Genomic DNA, 18,164 nt, shown 5'->3' on the forward strand with positions numbered 1-18,164 from the left:
CCCGCTCCGCGTCGAACTGCTCCTGATCGTCACCCGGATGGGACGGGACTACAGGCCCGGTCTGCGCAAGCGGATAGAGCAGGTTGCCCGGCAGGGTAGCTTTCCATTTGTTGGATAAGATTAGACGAGGGGTTCGGCCATGTCAGTCACTTTACGGCAATCGGGCCGCGTTTTGACGTTGGCGCAGATCATCGGTCCAACCGGCGAGAGTCGTTATTTCACTTCCGAGGGCATCTGGGTTTGGAAGCGGGCGGTTCAACGCCGGTGCGGTGCTATGCAGCAACTCGGAACACCGCTGGAATCCATCGCGCATGGTCTCACAGTCGGTGATGGTGATCGCAGTCAACTTGACGAGACCGGGCGTTTTAACCTCGTTGGACAGTCGGCGGATCACATGGCCGACGACTTCCTCAACCGCGATTTCCCACGTGTCTCGTAGCGATCCGGCGATAGATTTCACCGTTTCACGCCATTTGTCCTGATCGCCCTGATCGAAGTGATAGCGTTCATTGGCGAGCTGGTTGGTCAGGCTTGTGGTAATGTCGGTGACGCGCCGTGCCTTGAAGGGAGGCTCACTACGACAGAAACCAGCCTTTTCGGTGCCGCGACTGACAGAACTTATTGCAACCTGCGGAGTAGGGTCCACCTCTTTCGCAGCTCGATCCAGCTCGAACAGAAAAGCCAGGTCGTGCGTGAACACGATGACCTGGCGGTTCGCCGCTTCCGCGATCAGCCGTTTGGCAACGGCCTCGCGGTGCATGTGGTCGAGCGAGGACACTGGATCGTCAAATACGATTCCGGATTTGTTCTCGGTCGTGGTGAGTTCCGCCATGAACGCGGCCAAGGCGACGCATCGATGCTCGCCCTCGCTCAAGACCTGCCCCACCGATGCAGTGGGTTTGCGAGTCAGCGCAACCTTGAAGCGTGGCACGCCCTGCACGCTGTTTTGCTGGCGCAACTCGACGGCAAGCCCCGCAATCTCGAAACTCGCCACCTCACGCGCAAACTGCGCGCGCAGCGCGTCCGTTACCAATGCCTGCGCAACTTCCGTGCTTTTCGTGGTTATGCGGTTGGTCGCGGTGTCGCGCTGTGCCGCTTCGAGCGCCTTGATCTGCTTCAGGCGCTCGATCTGCGCCAGCACGTCTGCCTTGATGCCGTTAAGCCATTGCCGATCGGCAAGCTCGGTGCGCTCGGCGATCAGCGCCGCGCGCGCAGGGGAATCGGCCTCTGCCACAAGCGCTTCGCCTCGCGCATCAAGGTCCGCCACCTGATCGACCAAGGCCTTAGGCGGCAAAGCGACCAGTTTCGCATCGATGATGGCGGTGGGGTCGGCATGACGGCGGCTGATCTGACGATGACGCCAGAGGGCGTGTACGCCCGCACGTCTGACTTCGGTGGCCAGCGCATCCTGACGCAAATCGTCACGGATGGTCGCCACGATGGCGGCGAGTTCGGCCAGAGTCAGTCCGCTTCTCGCGAATGCCGTAACGGCGTCGTCATAGGCTGCGCGTGCGGCATCGGCTCGCTGCTGGCTGTCGTCGCGCACGAAATTCTCGAAGCGATTGAGGCGGTCGGCGGCTTGTGGGGTCAGTTCCTGCTGGCACAGGACGCAAAGGCTGCCGGGATCGGTGACGGGAAAATCCCGCTCGGGATAGGCCGCCTCAACCGAAAAGGCCCGCGCGCTTTCCCACAGCGATTGCCACACCTCGGAGCCGATATGGGGTAACGGCTCGCCCGCAAACAGTGCACCGGAAGCGGCCTCCGCCGCTCGCCGCGCCGCTTCACTATCGGTCGCCAGTCGGCGCAGTGCGGCGGCGCTGTCATCACCGATGGCGGCAACCAGTCCGTCCAGCCGGGCAATGTATCCCTCGACCTTGGCTTTCAACGCGGCAAGCTGGCGGGCCGCGCGCGAGGGATCACCGGCCAGGTCGGCGGTGAGTTGCGCGAGCCTGTCCTGTTCGGCCTGCGTGAGAGTCGCTAGCGCTTCCACGGCGGCTGGATCGGTGTTTGCGGCAAGGCGCGCCAGAAGCTGACCAACTTTGCTGGTGGGGCTGCATGTCGGGGTCTTGATGCTCTGCGGCGTCTGCGCCTGTAGCTGGGTGATTTCAGCAGCGAGTTTGTCTTTGACCGACTTACAGAGCTGGGCCAGCGCGCTCAGCAGTTTGAGCGGAAATGGCGTGTAGGCCACGTCGTTGGTTTCATCGACGTGGATGTTGGCGGTGCGGGAATCAAAGACGCTTACAGCGGACAACGCCGTATCGGCAGGCTGGCCAAGCTGCCATGCGCATGTGCGGTTCTGTCCGCTGATCGCGTATTCAATGGTGGCGCTCGGGGTGCCGGGCTGAGCGTCGTAGATGTCGGGGATCATTTCCTCGCCACGCCCCGAGATGCGCGCCCTGCACGCGCGTTTCAGGATACGGGCGTAGCCGGATTTTCCGGATCCATTATCGCCATAGATGATGGTCAGACCAACACGGTGAAGGGACAGCCTCTGATCGGGAGCCAAGGCGTTGACATGGCGCACGTCATGCACCTGCCGCAGATAGACTTCGCCCTGATCGCGGTTGGGGTCGCGCAAGTGTGCCGCTTCCAACGGCACTGCGTGACCGCCGCCTTTGCAGATCAATACAAGTTCATCGAGCCCGGCGGCATCAACACTGCCCTCTGCCGCAAGCCTGCGCAACGCATCGCGTTGCCAGCCCGGACTGTCTGCGGTCCATGCAAGGATATTGGCCAGCGCCTCGGCTTCGGTCGTCATGCAGCCCCCAAAATCCATTCACTCCTTCGCCACCACAGTGTCATACAAGCCATAATGCGTCAGACCTTCGTGGCTTTCGATGCCGGTATAGCGCAGCGAAGCATCCTCGTAGCGGCGGAACGCGAACACCGCTTCGTTCATCCGCTCGGTGTTGAATACGCGTAGGCGAACCAGCAGGTGGAAATCCGCTACAGTCAGGCCGGTGACTGCATGGAACAGGTCCGGTTCCAGCTTGGTAATCACGTCCTGTAGCTTGTTCTCGCGGAAATCGGTGAGATACATGAATGCCGGGATGCGGGTCGCGAACTTTATCAGCTTTTCCTGAACCAGCTTGCGCTTGGATTTGAACTCCTTTTCCTCGGCGGTCAGTTCCTTCTTCTCTTTCGGGGTCAGCTCCCCGTCATTGGCTTTGGCCTTGTCCTTGATGTCCTTGATCTTCTCGCTCTTGTTGATGATCGTTTCGATGATGTTTTCGCCAAGGGCGCGCCAACCTTCGATCCGCTCAACAGCGGCCATCGCTTCGGGGTTTTCGAGAACGCGGCGCAACGTGTCGTTGTCCACGTTTACCAGCATAGCCGATTCCCATTTTCGAGCCAGCAGGGTCGCGGACGTTCCCGCCATCGCAATGTCAAGGATGCCGCCCGCGTCGATCTGCATCATCTTCGCGCCATCATAGGCCAGCACAGGCAGGAACGAGACAAGTTCCTTCACCGCGTTTTCCGGGTTCGCCTCCCCCGGCGAAAGGCCGATGCCGTATTCCGACAATTGCCGCAGCGCCCTAGTCGGGGCGAAATCGAACACGAAGCAGACCGGCTTGATGATCTCTTCCTCGTTCGGATTGTCCCCGTTGGGATTCTTGATCGACCAGGGCGACTGCACCCGGAACGCTGCCTGAAAATACGTCTCCGGCGATTGAAGATTGCGCAGCATCAAGATCGACGACCACTGCTTGACCGTGACCCCGGTGGTCAGCTTGCCGCAGGAAAGCGTAATGGTTTTGGTATCGAACCCGCTGCCAACCTTGTCCCGAACGGGCGGCAACGCATCAAGGCCGATACCCGCCGATGCGCCCGCCGCCACGATCACCTTATAATCGTGCCAGAACGTATTGTGCTTCTCTTCCAGCAAGTTCGCCATTGCGTGGCAGGCGGCGACATTAGGCAGGAACCAGAAGCTGTGCTGCAAGTGAGGCAGAAGCCGCGTGTCCGAATAGGGCCACGGCGGAACAACGCCCGTCTTGATGCTGTCGAATGATCGCGGTGCATCTGGCGAGTTGCGAATGACGTTGAGCCATTTCTGCACCTCGTCCTTGTGCTTAAACTGCGCGAGAACGCCTGTGCCGTTCGCCGCGAAAAACTCATTGAGATCAAACTCGTCCAGCTCGCCGCCGCTGGCAATGTGAGTAATTTCCGGCGGCATCTGGTAAGTCAGCAGGCGCATTTGCGGCAATGCGCCGTAAGGATTGCGCTGACCCGGATGCTGAGCGGCAAATTCTTCCTTGGCGCGCTGCTCGTCCGTGTAGGTCCAGTTGAATATCTGCTCTTCGATGAACTCGCCCGTGGCCAGCGCCTTGAAGGGTGTGCCAGAAAGATAGAGGTATGCCCGCGTGGTAATCGGCAGAAAGTCGGTTTCGCTTTCCGACATGACACCAAGGTCTTCGTTCACATCATCCAGACCATCGGCATATTCCAGCTTGGCTTCCTTCTTGGCCTCGCCTGCATCCTCGCCCTCGAAAAGCTCCTTGGCCGTCTCGCGCCATGCGCCGAAATGATATTCGTCGAACACGACCAAATCCCAGTCGATCGTGTGGAGCCATTCGTTGCGGGCCTTGATATTCCCGGCCTTGTCGCGCCCCAGCAGGTCTTGGAACGAGCCGAAATAGACCACCGGCTTGTCACCATCGATCTGGCTCGGATCGCGACCGGAATTGCGGGAGAGATACTGCCACCCGTCGAAATCGACATGGGATTCAAGGTCAGTCTGCCAGGCATCTTCGACGGCGGGTTTGAAGGTCAGCACCAGCACCCGCTTCGCCCCAAGTTTCTTGGCAAGCTGATAACTGGTGAAGGTCTTGCCGAAACGCATCTTGGCGTTCCACAGGAAGCGGGGAACGGAATTGGCATCCTGCTGCCAGCGTGAATGGTAATAGGCGTGGGTCTGCTCGACCGCTTCCAACTGCTCCTTGCGCGGCGGAAAATCCTCGTGATGCGTGCCGGTGAATTGCTGACCGCTGCGCAGTTCGGCCAGCACGGTTTTCACATCGGCCAGCGAACATCGCATCCATTCGAGTTGCGGATTCGCAAAACCCTTGCGCTTGAGTGCATCGCGCACGGCATGATCGGTGATGATCGACCCGTCATCGGCTTCGCCGGGCTCGTCGAGTTCGATGGTGTAATTTGCAATCGCTGCCGTCTTTAACTGCTCGGCAATCCGCTGCTTCACGTCGCGCGTGGTCTGGCCAACCTTGAGCAACCCGTCATGCGCCTCATCCGCAATGGAATAGGCATAGATGCGCGGGCGCGCATCGGGTTTCGGGGTCAGGATTTCGTCGATTGTAGGCTTATTCATCAGCGGCGTCTTTTGACACAGCTTCGTCTACCCATGCATCTTCATGTGCGGCAACCTGTGACTCGATAAACGCAATCTCATCTGCCGTCAGCCCGTAGCGCTGGTATAGTAACTCATCGGTCCATGCTTGGTCTAATGGCAAATCCGGGGCGAACGCATAAACGTCACGAGTGGCGTGTTGTGTCGCCTTGCGAAGAGACACGAGAAATCGAACGAAGCGGGTGCGGAGATAGCCTGCATAGTTTCTCGCCATCGTCTCATCGTCAAAATAACCCGCCACGAGATACGTTTCTGTGCAAGCGGTTCCAGGCTCAGCGACAATGGGCTTACTGAGAAACTTGGTCTCAACAGCAGCGCTCGTACCCTGAACTGCTGTCATCAGTACTTTCCAAGAGTCTACCCATTGTGGATTCGTGGTGATTTCAGCGCGCTCAATCCAGCTAATTTTCTGCGAGCCGAAAAGCTTCACGGGGTCATTCAGCCCTGCGTCCGTGGGCTTTCCATGAAAAAAGGTTCGGAACCCAAATGGTTTTCCAGTTGAGACGCGACTACTGAGGGTTGGTTCATTTGCCGTTCTGACCTTTTCGAGGATCGGCACCGCTTCATTCCGCCGAACCAAAACATCGTAATCGTCCAGATAGCGCTCAACCGCTGGCCCAGTGGGCTGTCCGTCCCACATGGTCTGAAATCGGCAAGGACCGGAGTAATCACCAGCCCACAGAAAATATGAAATGCCACCCCGAATTTTGACGCCGGGGAAAGCTTCATAGAGCTTCGGGAAATCGACAATTGCACGCAAGTGTCTGTCAGTCAGCATGCGCTCTCGAAATTTGTCCAACCCTTTACCGCCAGTCATCCAACGTGATGGGGTGACAAATGCGGCGAATTTCGGCTCCAACGCCAACGCTTGCTCCACGAACAACTGGTAAATGGGAGCAGCGCTGGTTCCGAAACCTCCATCGTCTAGCTGATATGGCGGATTGCCAATAATCACGTCGAACTGCATCTCATCTCCAAAAATCTCGCCAAGCCGGATCTTGATCTCATCAGTGTGGATGAATGCATATGCATGCGTCTCCATTTCCTCACCCCGATCGAACACCTCTCTACTAGCGCCGCAAAACGCACATTTCGTACCATCCCAAGTATGCTCGGTCCGTTCAAACCAGATATTGCCATCGTCATTGGCAAATGCCGTGGCGACAGAATGCTCCCCGGTCGCGTGCTTGGAGCAATAGAGGCTGCGGCGCGCCAGCAAGCTGGTAAGTCGGGTGATGCCGATCCCGAAAACCTGCTGCGTCAGGATATGGTCAACGCGGGTCTGCAAATCCGGGATTTCCGCTTCAAGACCAGCGATCAACCGCTTGGCGATCTCCCGCAGAAAGACACCGGATTTCGTGAACGGGTCCAGAAACCTGACCGAACTGTCGGCCCAGATGCTCGCGCCATCATTGTCTTCCGCCCATGCCTCTGCCAGCGTATCCAGCATCCGGTTGGCGAACTCCGGCGGGGTGAACACCTCATCATTTGAAAGGTTGGCGATGCAGGTCAGCACATCGGGGTTGCGTCCGCGCAGTGCAAAGCTGGCCTGTTCAATCATGCGCTCGCCCCCATTCCGTCAGTCGTCGCTGCAAGATCGCGCACGCTCATCGGCGGATATGTCTGCGAAGGCGTGAATATCTCGTGCTTGCCCAATGTCGAAAACAGGGAATCCTCGGCGCTGAAACTCGCCATGCCGGTCAGCACATCAAGCCGGAAATCGCGGCGCTGGAATTTCCCTTTGCCCAGATAACCCCATTCGACCACGCGGATCGGTGCGTCATCAATCGCGCGCATCGTCATCGCATCGCCGTGAACGAGATTGAGCGAAAGGACGTGAAAGGCGGCACGATAAAGATCGTCATCTGCATCCAGCGCCAGATAACCCGCGAAAACCTCCAGCATATTGGCGCGGCATTCCGCGATATTGTCGGCCAGCAACTCAATGCCGTAGCAGCACATCAGGCCGAGCAGGGCATGATGCCGTTTCTCGAAGTCGGACTTGCCGAATTTCAGTTCTACGGCGGCCAGCTTGCGTTGCAGGATCGGCACGAGGAAATTGCCGCTGCCGCAGGCGGGTTCAAGAAAGCGGGAATCAATCCGCTCCGTCTCACCCTTCACAAGATCGAGCATCTTCTCGACCAGCCAAGGCGGTGTGAATACCTCCCCGTGATCGACAACGCGCTGCTTAGACTTGATTAGATTCATGATAATACTTCGAAATGATGTTCGCAGCCGGTCTGCCGTCTCTGGAGGACGATAGACCGGACCGCAAATTCTCTCAACGTATTGCTCGACCTAATCCGAGCTCAAGAATTCAGCAGCCTTCGCCGCCGCGCTAGCGGCGCTGAAGATTGCCCGGTTGTCGGCCTTGAGCACCTTTAGCCAGCTGGCGAGGTAGCTGGCGTGATCCGGGCGCGGGCTGGTGGAAAGGCCAAGGTCGCCGCAAAGGAAGGCTGAACCAAGCTCGGCCACCAGTTCTTCCATCGCATAGGCATCGTCACCGAACCGTTTCCCAAACGTTCGCGCAAGGCGGTGATCAGCGCCAGACCAATGGATGAGCTCGTGCATCAAGGTTGCGTACCAGTTCTGCGCCGCGCTGCCGCTGGCCGTTGCGAAGAACCGCTCGCGGTCTGGCATGGTGATCGTGTCGGTAGAGGGGGTGTAGTGGGCGCTGTCGCCATGGATGCGCACGCTGGCACCTGTGCCCGCAACGAAGGCATCCGCCTGCGGGATAGGATCGAAGTCTTCGCCATGCGCCACTTCCGGCAGGGTATAGCCTTCGACCTGGCTAGCGTTAAACACGTGCGAGGCTTGCGCGAAGATACGGGTCGAACTGTCTCTTTCCTCGGCCTGATCGTCCTCGCGCTTGTCGAAGATCTTGTAGAACACGATGGGCGAAGCCCTTTCGCCCTTGCGAACCTGGGCACCAAGCGACTGCCACTGGCGATAGGTTGCCCAAAGACAATGCCCGAAGTCTTGCGCTTCGGCGCTGGCCCAAAGGGCAAGTACGTTGACGCCGCGATAGGCTTTCCCAGTCGCCGCATTCATGGGGCGCGAAAGCGGTGCGATGCTGCGATGCCAAGGGAGCGAGAATGTGTCCGTGCCGCGTTCAAGGGCAGCGATGATCTGGTTGGTGATCGTGTCGTAGATGCTGGCGGTTGTGGTGCTAGCCATGGTGAAAATCCTTCGTCCAATCGTTGGGAACGCGGATGAAGGGACGGGCCGGATTGGTCGGGCGGGTCAGCGGTTACGCGAAACAGGCAACACGGGAGGGCTTCAGCCCGAATGGAGCGGGCAGGCTGTTGATCTGCCCGGCACGGCCTGTCGAAGAGGAGCAGTTCATTCCAACGCCAGGACGAAGGACGCCATGGCCTGCCGCCGCCAAGCCGCTTGATCAGCCCAACCCAGCACCCATTGTCTTTGACTTTCCGGCCTCCGGAGTGCTCGCGGTCATGGCCGTCTGCTTCTCACCCGCGCGCTCATAAATCGCACGGACAAGCCGGTCCTTATCGTCGGTGAAAACCACAGCCTCGGCCTTGGCGCGCGACAGAGCGACATAGAGCATCTTCTGATCGACCAGATTGGTGGAACGGCTATCGGCGTGGATCAGGACGCGCTCGGCGGTCTGGCCCTGGGCGGCGTGTGCAGTCTGGACGTAGGCATGGCGCAAATGAGTATCGCGAGGATCGGAAAGATCGAGCTTTTGCTCGCGACCGTTGGCGAGTTTCACTGTTGCCAGGCCACGGTCGGAATCGATGCTGGTGACGGACCCGCCCAACCCGTTGACCCGCCCCGTCTCGCGGTCGTTGCGTGTGAACTGCACGCGGTCGCCGGTGCGCAGCCCCATCGGTTTCGGCTCGAACACCTCGGTTTTGCCAGCGCCCCACTGTCGGGGATGCCAGTCAAGCGACCGGCCATTACGGCCTTCCAGAGCAATGCGCCCGCGCTCGGGGTCGATAGCGGCAATCGCGAAGCTTTCGCCTCGCCGCACACCTTTCTCGGCATAGTCGCGGCTGAACCGGATAACATCGCCGATGGCATAGCTGGCCGCCTCGCGCGCTTCGGCACGGGTCAGGCCTTTCGCTTCAAGAGCGTGGAATTGGACCGTATCCGCCGACAGCTCGCCGCGCTCGGTCAGCTTTGCGCGGATCATGGCAGTGAGCCTGTCCCGGCCTTCGCGCGATGGCTCGATTACCAGCGTTCGGGCGCGCTCTGCTGGCGTCAGGGCCAGATAGTGCCGGGCCATCGCCCCAAGGCGCTCATCCGGCGTTGCGCCCTCGATCACCTTGCCGCCGCCACGTTCCAGCGCGGCAAGAGCCTTGCCTGCATGGCCCTCAATCGAAGCCATGACGGCTTCGCGGGTCCCAGCATTGGTCTGCCGGACCACCTCTGCAAGCTTTGCGGTCGCCATGCCAACCTGCTGCAACTGAGCGAAGGCCGCCCCCGCTCCGACCGACCCCAACTGCTTGACGTCGCCCACCAGCACAAGGCGGGCTCGGGCCTTGTCGGCGCGGGTCATGAGTTTCGCCATGTCGTGCGCCGAGAGCATCGAGGCTTCATCGACTATCCAAACGGCATCCTTCCTTGCCGTCTTTGCTTCTGGCGCGAGCAGATGCCGCGCCACGGTGTCACCGCGCAGACTCAGGGCCTCACCCAGGACAGTGGCTGCCGATGCGGTTGGCGCAAGCGCGGTTACGGCAAGCCCATGCCGCCGCGCCTCGCGCGCGTAGGTGGCGAGAACTGTGGTGGTTTTGGCAGTCCCGGCGTAGCCCTGGACAGCAGCAACGCGGTCGCGCGAAGTGAGCAGGTCTGCGGTCGCCCGTTTCTGGTCCTCGGTCCAGGCAAAGCCGGAGCGCGCGGATTGTCGTGCAGCCCGCTCGATGGTTCGTGCTGCCGCCACCGGACTGGCGAGCGATTGCACCATGCCGCGTCCGGCTTCCTCAAGCCGCAACATGGCGCGTTCGGTTTCGATGGCCCTCGGCGTCGTGAACCCGACAAACTCCGCCCCACGTCGGTCAAGAAAAGTGCGCGGGACAAGCTCGCCGCGCTTTCCAGCCTCGGCAATGGCTGCGCTGATTGCGCGGTGCCCGACCTTGCCAAAGGTAAAGTCCCCCGCCTCGCGCGCCAGCGTGCTCGCCGAAAACACTGCCTCTCGCTCGGACAGCTTCGTAGCGGCCCAGGTTACCGCCTGCCGCGCGAGCAATTCCGGGCTGGCAGTTGCTTCGCTGCTCCGCGCCCGCTCCCTCGCTTCACCGATCAGCCTGTCTCGCGTTGCCTTGTCGAACCCGTTGGCATCGGCAGTCTCCCGCCAGTCGGTGCGCAGCGCGCGATGATCCACACTGGCCTTGGCCTCGCGGGTAGCGAGCGCAGCAATCTGTTTTTCGGCGGCGCTCGCCTCCGCGCGGCTCGTGCCGCGCTCAGCAAGCCGGGCATCGATTGCTGCTGTGCGCTGGCTCAGCGCATCGATGGCCTTCTCAGGAACGCCTGCGATCTCGAACAGCGAGTCTTTCCCGGCCTCGATCTTGTATCCCAGCGCGGCAACACCGTGCGCCAGCTCCTGCCGGTAGATCGCGCCGATTTCCTTTTGCAGCTGGTAGAAGGCGCGGGGTTCAAGGCTTCGCCAGTAGCCGTCCTTGTCCTGTGTGGCGTTGATGATCACGCCGTGGGTGTGCAGCTGCGGGTCCTGTGCCCTGCTTGTGGCATGTCGGAAAGTGGCGACGGCGAGATTGCCGGTCGCCTCGCGTCGGACCTCGCCGCCCTGCCTGATTCGCGTTGCCGCCATGTGCTTTTCGACATGGGCGAAAGCCACTTTCACCGCCGCGCCATGCGCCTTGATCAGCCGCTTGTCTCCGGCGACCTCGGCCATGATCGAGACCGACTTGGGCGCGGACAGGGTGATGTCCCAGCCTGGCCGATGCTCGACCTTGCCATCACGCGTTGTGCCCAGTTGCTGTCCGGCAATCCTGCCTTCGAGCAACTCGGCAAACTTCTCGCGATCGACCTCGCCCGAAAACCCGAGTTTCTCTGCTGCCTCGCCAAACCATTCGGACGGAGCCATGCCGCCTTCGGCGTAGTAATCGTCGGCCTCGTAATAGCTTGCGGCCTGACCGGCACTCGACAGGGCCGAGACCGAGGCGACCATCAGACCGGTCCCGGTTTGGCATCGGGCTCTGCACCTTTGGCGATCTCGCTGACTCGGCTCCACAGCGTGCCCGCCGGATCGCCTGGAACGTAACCGGGCTGACGCGGCTCGCCACGCCGGGTGATGTGATCGGCGGTAAGACCGATGCGCGCGACAGGCAGTCCGTCGGGAAGCAGCAGATAGCCCTGATGCGGGCTTAGCCGCAGTTCGCTTTCGAGCACGGCAGGGCGGAATTGACGCTGGGTGGCGATGGTCGTGCGCGGCACCTCGCTGCCAATCGACAATGTGTCGGTGGCAACGCGCAATTCCACTTCGCACTGGCCGATGGTCTCGCTCGCCCACTTGCGCGTTTCCTGATCGACCGTTTGCAGGAACAGCTTGGTGTTGCAGCAGGCCAGCATGGCCTCGGCGATGTTGGCACCGTAGCGATTACGCATCTGCCCGAGCGCCTGGAAGGTAAGCACGATCGCTGCGCCAAACTTGCGGCCTTCGGGCAGAAGGCGAGCCAGGTTCTCGACACGCGGCAGGTCGGCCAGCTCGTCGAGCACGAACCAGATGCGGCGGTCTGGCGATGGCGACAGACCCAGCACCGCGCTTGCCGCGCATTCGAGCCAGCACGCCATCAGCGGCTTGGACGCTTCGAAATAGTCTTCCTTGCGGGGGACGAAGATCCAGGGCTTTGCACCCTCGCACTCATCCAGCTTCGCAATGAAATCGCGGAAAGCGAAGCGCTCCTCTCCCTCATCCTCGACCTTCAGGAACTGGATCAGGTTCGCCGCCTTGGCGAGCATGAACAGCACACTGCCGGTGGCGCGGTCGGCGTCGTTGGCAAAGGTGCGGGCCGATGATGTGTGTCCCAGCCACTCCTTCAACTGCTCTTTGCTTTTGACCTGTAGGGCTTCCAGCAAGGCTTCGAGGCTGCAGTTCTTTTCCGCCCATAAGGAGCGCATCATATTGGCGACAAGAATACGGCTTGTCTCAAGCCAGACATCATCATCCTGGCTGCTGGTTTCCGAGACCAGCTGGCGCGCTATCCGGTCTGCATCGGCGGGGTGCGATATCTCGTCGAATGGAGTCCAGAAGGCGCAGCGCGCATCGAAGGGGTTGAGGATGATGTCCCCGCGCGCGGGGTTGTAATAGTGCGCGATGAACTCGCCCGAAGTGTCATAGACGAGCGCCGCTTCGCCGCGCCTTTCGATGCCGTCGAGCATCTGGCGAAGGGCAGTGGTCTTGCCGCTGCCGGTGGTGCCGAGAAAGGCGAAGTGCCGGGTCTCGATCCGGCGCGGGACGGGGACTGGACCGATGCGCAATGCATCCCTGCCACTAAGCAGAGTGGTCTGCGCAGCCACATCCGCTTCATCCGCCACACAGGTACCACCAATGACCCTGTCGGCGAGCGTATCCTTGCCTTGCTCAGACATCGATCTTTTGACCACAACCGATAGGAAAATGCCGATGGCCAGCCCCGCGAGCGTGCCTCCAATTACCTGTTTCACAGTCCAGAGGAAGTTCGCGGCAGTTGCGGGATCGTTGGCAATAACGGAAGCGGGGACGATCAGCCTCTCGCCGTTGACGGTGATCCTCATATCGAAATCCTTGCCTGCGAACTCGCCCAGCAATGAGAATGCCTTTGCTCCAATGAAGTGACCCACAGCAGCTATCTCTTCCGGACCAAGTCGGAGCAGCGGGGTGATGATCGCTCCTGCGACGCAGCTGAAAAGAAGGAGCTTGGCAAAGAAGCCGAAGCGTTGCTGCCAATGCGCCATACGCACGCGCCAAAGGGCATGGGCGCGGGTGACAAAATCGATGTTGGAGTTCATGGCTCAATCTCCAGGGCAAGCGAGCGCTGGCGCTCGAAAGCAGCGCGCGCTTCGATTGCAATTGTCTCGTCGGATTTCTTCGTTCCCAGTGCCGCATGGCGGGCGTAAGCGTAGGCAGCACAGGCCGTGAACAGGGTGCGATCGAGCACGCGTTCAGCCTCAGCCAAGCGCTCCGATATTGCCCCGATCTCGCGCGCCAGTTCGGCAAGATCGGTCTCCTTGTCGGTGCCGTGAAGCATGGCGAGAAAACCTGCTTCCACCACCCGCGCCAGCATGGCGTATTCGGAAAGACCGCGACGCTTTGCGAAGTCAGCCAGCATCCGGTATTGCGACGGACTGAGGCGCACCGTCTGCGCCCGCGCGCTCATCGGTCCGCTCCGGTGGAGATGCTATCCGCCATCGCAAAGAATGGCGGAATTGCGCGGGTCTTGGGCAAATGGCCTGAACGCGATGCTATCCGCATCCCTTCAAACCCGCAGAAATCCTTGATGCACACGTGCGTGGGGTGTGTCTGGAAATTGCGGGTCCGATACACAGTATCGTGGCCCCTTCTTTCTCCAGTCTTTCTCCGGTCAATTGACATGGGCGTCTTGCTCCATGCTTGCCGTTGGAGGCGTCGCAGACAGGATCAGATTGCGGGCGATATCGTCGTCAAAGTAGCGTTCGCGGGACTGGCGCGAAGGCAACTTGCGTTCCGCCATATCAGGGCGTGTGAACCAGCGAAGCAGTGCAAGGTCGATCGCTGATCGAACTTCGTCTGCGATTGCGTTGGTCTCTTCTGGCGCGAGGTCAAGCCACCCGAATTCGGTACGAAGCTGGCTGCCAAGCGGATACCCGGTCCCGTCCCGGCTCCGGTAGATCGGTCCCTCGACAGTGAGGCAACAATCTTGTCCCTCAAACCGCTCCCGGACCGGGCGTTCGTACCAGAGCCAGGGATGCAATGTGTGGCGACGGGCGCGCCCATCGGCATTGTCTTCAACGAGCAATTCGACGAGCTGAGCCGTGCGCTCTTCTTCGTCGCTCGGAAGGCGAGCGATCAGCCAGCCATGCTTCTGCAGGGCGGCGTTGATCAGGGAAAGGATACACATGGGGGAGATGCTTTCTGCGGGCCATTGCCCGCCTTGGAGGGGTCAATAGCTGCGCAGGGGGAGGGCCTCGATCCACTCCTCGATGTCAGTGGAACGCCAGCGGATACGTCCGCCGCCAATGTCGATGGGATGAGGAAAGGCACCCCGGCGGATGCGTCGCCAGATCGTTGTCCGGCTGCGAATGCCCGTGAGGCGCATGACCTCATGGCAGGTGAGTAGTTCAGTATTCGGCACGACAGATTCCTTTGCTTCAAGGTTCTGTCACCGAAGCCGTGTTCCCCCACGACGATGGGTTGTCCTTCAAATTGCCGTTGCGAACCGTGCGATAAGACGTTCAACTCAGCGCCACCAAGCTTCGGTGACGCGAGCAATGCTATGCGAAGCGCAATGCTGTAGGAAAGAACAAAAATAGAACTAATGCCGTTCCGCATTGGCGGGTGGACGATGTTGGATCGCTATGGACAGTCCGGGACTGAAAGAATTTTTCCCGCTGGTGTCCGCTCCGGGCCAATGCAGGTGCGAATCTACGTTTCTGGTGCAGCGGGAGACCGGTTTTTGCGTGAATCGCGGCTTGAGCCGACATGACAAGCAAACGCGCTCTCGCTTTGCACGTTGATGCGGACATGCAAAGAAAACGCGAAAATCTTTACACGTTAGCGGATTTGGGATGCAGCAACTTGGGCCGGACAATGCCATCTGGGATGATGGCGAATGGATCAGCTGGGATGAGATCAATGAGCAAATCCAGTACAAGGAATGGCGGGCAAAATATCCCAATGCCGATCTGTCGCTGGTCTCGATATTCGAGGACCTGATCTGCACCGCAGAGCAGTATCACATGCACACGGGCAAGCACCTGCAGGTGTATGGCGATATCGGAGAACTCTACGGGGCGATCACGCACGGCATCAAGCTGCACCGCAACTACGCTCAAGGATCTGACGGACGGCTCGGCAATGACCTGGTCGAGGTCAAGACAATCACGCCCTTCAAGAGCAATGACCGGGTCACGCTGAACCTCAGACGGAACTTCAGCATGGTCTTTCTGGTCAAGATCACGTCTGACTTCGAAGTTCGCGGGAAGCTCATTCCACGCAAGGCCTTGCCCCGTGTGAAGGGTGACAAGCTGGTTCTTGAATGGGCGGATATTGGGGCTGAGCGAGGGGAGCCCTAGGCGCCTAGCGTTGCACGCAACAGCTGCACTGTAATCGCCTGCGCTTCCTCAACCAAGTGACCAGTATGATCGCGATACATGAGTTGCTTGATGATTGAGCTAGCGAACTCAGGCTTCATATTCTCCGCAGCTCGAAGGGCATTCTTACATCGATCAACTCCACATTCGCGGAGGGCATTGATCACGTAGTCCTGGCCCAGCTTTTCGTTGGTGGCCGCGATATCGAACATATCGCGTGGCTGCATCGATGCACCGCGATAGTAGACCTTCTTAGCAACTATCTCTGCCGGAGTTTCCTGCCGGATTGTTCGCCCCCGTAGCTCACGGACCTGTGATGGCTCTGGCGTAATGTCGGCACAGCAAATGAAGTCGATTTCACCAATGTCCTCGAAGATCAGTTTGAGGGAACCTGCGCCGTCTGTTTTGTAGGTGTCCGGCATTCGTTCGAGCTCAAACCCCTGCGTCTCGGGATTGAGGTAAGGGAGGAATTGGGGATCGGAAAGGAAGAGGTCGATGTCATGGCTCTCGCGATGATCGATCTGGAGCATCAATGCCGTCCCACCTCCGAACGACCAATCTGGCTCGCGGCCAACGGCTTCGGTGGTTCGCGCGATGATGTCGGATGCCAAATCAAATAAAAGCGGCCATTGGCTCGGCTGCTGTCGAGGCGAGATCACTTTCTCAGGCTGCCAGAGGCAGCGAGTACCCAGCCATCTTGGAAAACTGACTAGCGACAGCTTTCGCCATATCCTCATCGACCTTCATTTCAGCCATGAAGGCTTTCTGTGCAGCTGGTGTCACCTCTGAGAAAAAAGCGAAGACGCTGGCGTCACACGTTGCCACACTCGATGGGTCAGCGATAAGCGTTGCGAGTTGGTGAGCGGAATGGTTCGCCCCATAGGGGGCGTTCACCGTTGCCAGAACCTGTGCAGCTAGGTTGCTCATCTTAAACCTGCGGAATCGATCTCAGGGTGAGAATATACGCTTCATGCGTTAGCAAAACAAGAATGTTCGAACATAGGAAGAACGCAGAGGGCCAATCCGCGATTTATCCCGCATTTTTCGAAAATCGCGTTTTGCGGGATAAAAGCCCCTCGATTGCAGACGCGCTCGGACATCGCTGCGATCCCTTAGAGCTCACTCCAGTCATCCATTCAAATTGCGCGAGTGACGGCATCTCGGAAAATTCGTGCATCCGAGAAAACTCCCGAAACGCCCGCTCCTCTCGACGAGCTGGCCATCGCAGCCTTTCATCGGACACGAGATTGCTGACTCAGGTACGTCAAAGAGCGGCGTTTGTGGAGCAGGCTTTGGTTTCGCCCGACGAGCCCTGTAGCGCTGCTTCTTGAACTCCCAGGGATGCACGTTGTCGTCATTCGCCCAGATACCACGTCGATTTCGCTGAGCATCGTCAAGCGCCTGGAAGTAGCTTTCATCGGGTCCATAGCGATCGAGCACCCATGCCCATCCATTGAGGATCATTTCCAATTCGATGTTGCGGTGAGATGGAGCAGTCAGTCCCCGAAAGAATTGCCCGAGCCGGGAAGCCGGGTCATTGCTCTGATCCATCCGCAAATAGGGCACGGCTACGATCCGCTTGTGGCGATCGACAATGCCGCCAGTGTCCATTTTCATCAGAATGGCTAGGCCGTGTTGACAAAAGACTTCAGCCATAGGCGGGCGGCGGCGAGGTTGAGGAAGCTTTCGAACGATAGGATGGTCTTGTCGTAACGGGTGGCGATGCGACGCTGCTGCTTGAGCTTGCCGAACATGCGCTCGATGCGGTTGCGGTCCTTGTAGCGGCGATAGTCGGGGTGCTCGGGCACCTTGCGGTTCGAGCGGGGCGGGATGATCGGCAGGATGCCCCGGATCAGCAGGCTTTCCCGGAAGCGATTACCGTCGTATCCCTTGTCCGCCAGCAGCGCCTTGGGCGTGGCGATGGGGATCTCCATGAGCGGCTCGGCTGCAGTGTAGTCGGAGGCTTCGCCACCGGTCAGGATGAAGCCGAGAGGCAGTCCCTGATTGTCGCAGCGGGCGTGGATCTTGCTCGTAAAGCCGCCGCGCGATCGACCAAGAGCGTTCGCACAAGCCCCCCTTTTCCGCCCGCCGCCGAGACATGGCCGCGAACACTGGTGCTGTCGATCATGTGCTGCCAATCGTCGGTCAGTCCCAGATCGACCAGCGTTTGCAGGAGTGCATCCCAGACACCTTGTTCGGCCCAGCGCCGGAACCGGACATAGACCGAGTTCCACTTGCCATACCGCTCGTGCATGTCGCGCCAGGGACAGCCGACCCGCAACACATGGAGCATGCCGTTGAGGAAGCGTCGATTATCGCCAGCTGGCCGCGCCCAGCGACCCCGCTCAGGCGGAAGTAGCGGCCCGATCAGTTCCCATTCCGCATCCGACAAATCCCCGCGACCCATGACTGCTCCTCAAAAAGCAGTCTTGAATCAGAACATGGGGCGTTTGGGAATCCCTTTTGTCAACACGGCCTAGATCGACATGCCTTCCGCCAATGAGCGATTGAAGGAAGTCACGCGCCTCGATGCCTCCAGGCTGCTCCATTTCCG

At 59.7% G+C, this 18,164-nt stretch carries 13 protein-coding genes and 1 pseudogene; 1 reads left to right on the forward strand and 13 read right to left on the reverse strand.

Features of this window, described 5'->3' with window-relative positions; all coding sequences use genetic code 11:
* Nucleotides 1-151: 151 nt before the first annotated feature.
* From AABA34_RS02510 to AABA34_RS02555, 10 genes are all read right to left on the reverse strand, one after another.
* The gene (locus AABA34_RS02510) at nucleotides 152-2,758 is read right to left on the reverse strand and encodes an AAA family ATPase (RefSeq protein ID WP_338303745.1); all 2,607 of its coding nucleotides are present in this window, start codon (nucleotides 2,756-2,758) and stop codon (nucleotides 152-154) included.
* Nucleotides 2,759-2,776: 18 nt separating this feature from the next.
* Nucleotides 2,777-5,326: a GIY-YIG nuclease family protein gene (locus tag AABA34_RS02515; RefSeq protein ID WP_338303746.1), complete on the reverse strand. Its 2,550-nt coding sequence runs from the start codon at nucleotides 5,324-5,326 to the stop codon at nucleotides 2,777-2,779.
* Nucleotides 5,319-6,926 carry an Eco57I restriction-modification methylase domain-containing protein gene (locus AABA34_RS02520; RefSeq protein WP_338303747.1) on the reverse strand — a complete coding sequence of 536 codons (1,608 nt, stop codon included), beginning with the start codon at nucleotides 6,924-6,926 and terminating at the stop codon, nucleotides 5,319-5,321. Before AABA34_RS02520 ends, AABA34_RS02515 begins: the two co-directional genes overlap by 8 nt.
* Entirely contained in the window at nucleotides 6,923-7,573 is a 651-nt protein-coding gene (locus AABA34_RS02525; protein WP_338303748.1) for an N-6 DNA methylase, read from the reverse strand. Before AABA34_RS02525 ends, AABA34_RS02520 begins: the two co-directional genes overlap by 4 nt.
* Nucleotides 7,574-7,663: 90 nt before the next feature.
* Nucleotides 7,664-8,542 carry an ArdC family protein gene (locus AABA34_RS02530; protein WP_338303750.1) on the reverse strand — a complete coding sequence of 293 codons (879 nt, stop codon included), beginning with the start codon at nucleotides 8,540-8,542 and terminating at the stop codon, nucleotides 7,664-7,666.
* A 220-nt stretch (nucleotides 8,543-8,762) separates the two neighbouring features.
* Nucleotides 8,763-11,510, reverse strand: coding sequence for a MobF family relaxase (mobF, locus tag AABA34_RS02535; protein ID WP_338303751.1), 2,748 nt, complete (start codon nucleotides 11,508-11,510; stop codon nucleotides 8,763-8,765).
* On the reverse strand, nucleotides 11,510-13,330 hold the full coding sequence (locus AABA34_RS02540) for a type IV secretion system DNA-binding domain-containing protein (protein WP_338303752.1): 1,821 nt from the start codon (nucleotides 13,328-13,330) through the stop codon (nucleotides 11,510-11,512). The genes mobF and AABA34_RS02540 overlap by 1 nt, the downstream gene beginning before the upstream one ends.
* Nucleotides 13,327-13,698, reverse strand: a complete 372-nt coding sequence (locus AABA34_RS02545) for a hypothetical protein (RefSeq protein ID WP_338303753.1) — start codon at nucleotides 13,696-13,698, stop codon at nucleotides 13,327-13,329. Before AABA34_RS02545 ends, AABA34_RS02540 begins: the two co-directional genes overlap by 4 nt.
* 204 nt (nucleotides 13,699-13,902) lie before the next feature.
* The gene (locus AABA34_RS02550; protein ID WP_338303754.1) at nucleotides 13,903-14,418 is read right to left on the reverse strand and encodes a hypothetical protein; all 516 of its coding nucleotides are present in this window, start codon (nucleotides 14,416-14,418) and stop codon (nucleotides 13,903-13,905) included.
* A 42-nt stretch (nucleotides 14,419-14,460) separates the two neighbouring features.
* Nucleotides 14,461-14,652 (reverse strand): helix-turn-helix transcriptional regulator, encoded by a 192-nt coding sequence (locus AABA34_RS02555; protein WP_087910441.1) that lies wholly within the window; start codon nucleotides 14,650-14,652, stop codon nucleotides 14,461-14,463.
* Between the two features lie 433 nt (nucleotides 14,653-15,085).
* On the opposite strand from AABA34_RS02555, the gene AABA34_RS02560 reads away from it, so the two are divergent.
* The gene (locus AABA34_RS02560; protein WP_184081865.1) at nucleotides 15,086-15,592 is read left to right on the forward strand and encodes a hypothetical protein; all 507 of its coding nucleotides are present in this window, start codon (nucleotides 15,086-15,088) and stop codon (nucleotides 15,590-15,592) included.
* Here the strand turns inward: AABA34_RS02560 and AABA34_RS02565 are convergent.
* From AABA34_RS02565 to AABA34_RS02575, 3 genes and pseudogenes are all read right to left on the reverse strand, one after another.
* Nucleotides 15,589-16,269 (reverse strand): nucleotidyl transferase AbiEii/AbiGii toxin family protein, encoded by a 681-nt coding sequence (locus AABA34_RS02565; RefSeq protein ID WP_338303755.1) that lies wholly within the window; start codon nucleotides 16,267-16,269, stop codon nucleotides 15,589-15,591. The two genes, AABA34_RS02560 and AABA34_RS02565, sit on opposite strands and share 4 nt — an antisense overlap.
* Before the next feature lie 469 nt (nucleotides 16,270-16,738).
* Nucleotides 16,739-17,266 (reverse strand): thermonuclease family protein, encoded by a 528-nt coding sequence (locus AABA34_RS02570; protein ID WP_338303756.1) that lies wholly within the window; start codon nucleotides 17,264-17,266, stop codon nucleotides 16,739-16,741.
* Nucleotides 17,236-18,017 (reverse strand): annotated as a pseudogene (locus tag AABA34_RS02575) (IS5 family transposase). The gene AABA34_RS02570 and the pseudogene AABA34_RS02575 overlap by 31 nt, the downstream one beginning before the upstream one ends.
* Nucleotides 18,018-18,164 lie beyond the last annotated feature (147 nt).

The organism is Erythrobacter sp. Dej080120_24 (assembly GCF_036322605.1).
GTDB lineage: Bacteria > Pseudomonadota > Alphaproteobacteria > Sphingomonadales > Sphingomonadaceae > Erythrobacter > Erythrobacter aurantius.

What these genes read in the sequence shown, in the direction of transcription:
- AABA34_RS02515 (WP_338303746.1), bottom strand. Translation starts at nt 5,326, where the DNA reads ATGAATAAGCCTACAATCGACGAAATCCTGACCCCGAAACCCGATGCG.
- AABA34_RS02540 (WP_338303752.1), bottom strand. Translation starts at nt 13,330, where the DNA reads ATGAACTCCAACATCGATTTTGTCACCCGCGCCCATGCCCTTTGGCGC.
- AABA34_RS02520 (WP_338303747.1), bottom strand. Translation starts at nt 6,926, where the DNA reads ATGATTGAACAGGCCAGCTTTGCACTGCGCGGACGCAACCCCGATGTG.
- AABA34_RS02560 (WP_184081865.1), top strand. Translation starts at nt 15,086, where the DNA reads ATGCAGCAACTTGGGCCGGACAATGCCATCTGGGATGATGGCGAATGG.
- AABA34_RS02545 (WP_338303753.1), bottom strand. Translation starts at nt 13,698, where the DNA reads ATGAGCGCGCGGGCGCAGACGGTGCGCCTCAGTCCGTCGCAATACCGG.
- mobF (WP_338303751.1), bottom strand. Translation starts at nt 11,510, where the DNA reads ATGGTCGCCTCGGTCTCGGCCCTGTCGAGTGCCGGTCAGGCCGCAAGC.
- AABA34_RS02570 (WP_338303756.1), bottom strand. Translation starts at nt 17,266, where the DNA reads ATGGCTGAAGTCTTTTGTCAACACGGCCTAGCCATTCTGATGAAAATG.
- AABA34_RS02525 (WP_338303748.1), bottom strand. Translation starts at nt 7,573, where the DNA reads ATGAATCTAATCAAGTCTAAGCAGCGCGTTGTCGATCACGGGGAGGTA.
- AABA34_RS02550 (WP_338303754.1), bottom strand. Translation starts at nt 14,418, where the DNA reads ATGTGTATCCTTTCCCTGATCAACGCCGCCCTGCAGAAGCATGGCTGG.
- AABA34_RS02530 (WP_338303750.1), bottom strand. Translation starts at nt 8,542, where the DNA reads ATGGCTAGCACCACAACCGCCAGCATCTACGACACGATCACCAACCAG.
- AABA34_RS02510 (WP_338303745.1), bottom strand. Translation starts at nt 2,758, where the DNA reads ATGACGACCGAAGCCGAGGCGCTGGCCAATATCCTTGCATGGACCGCA.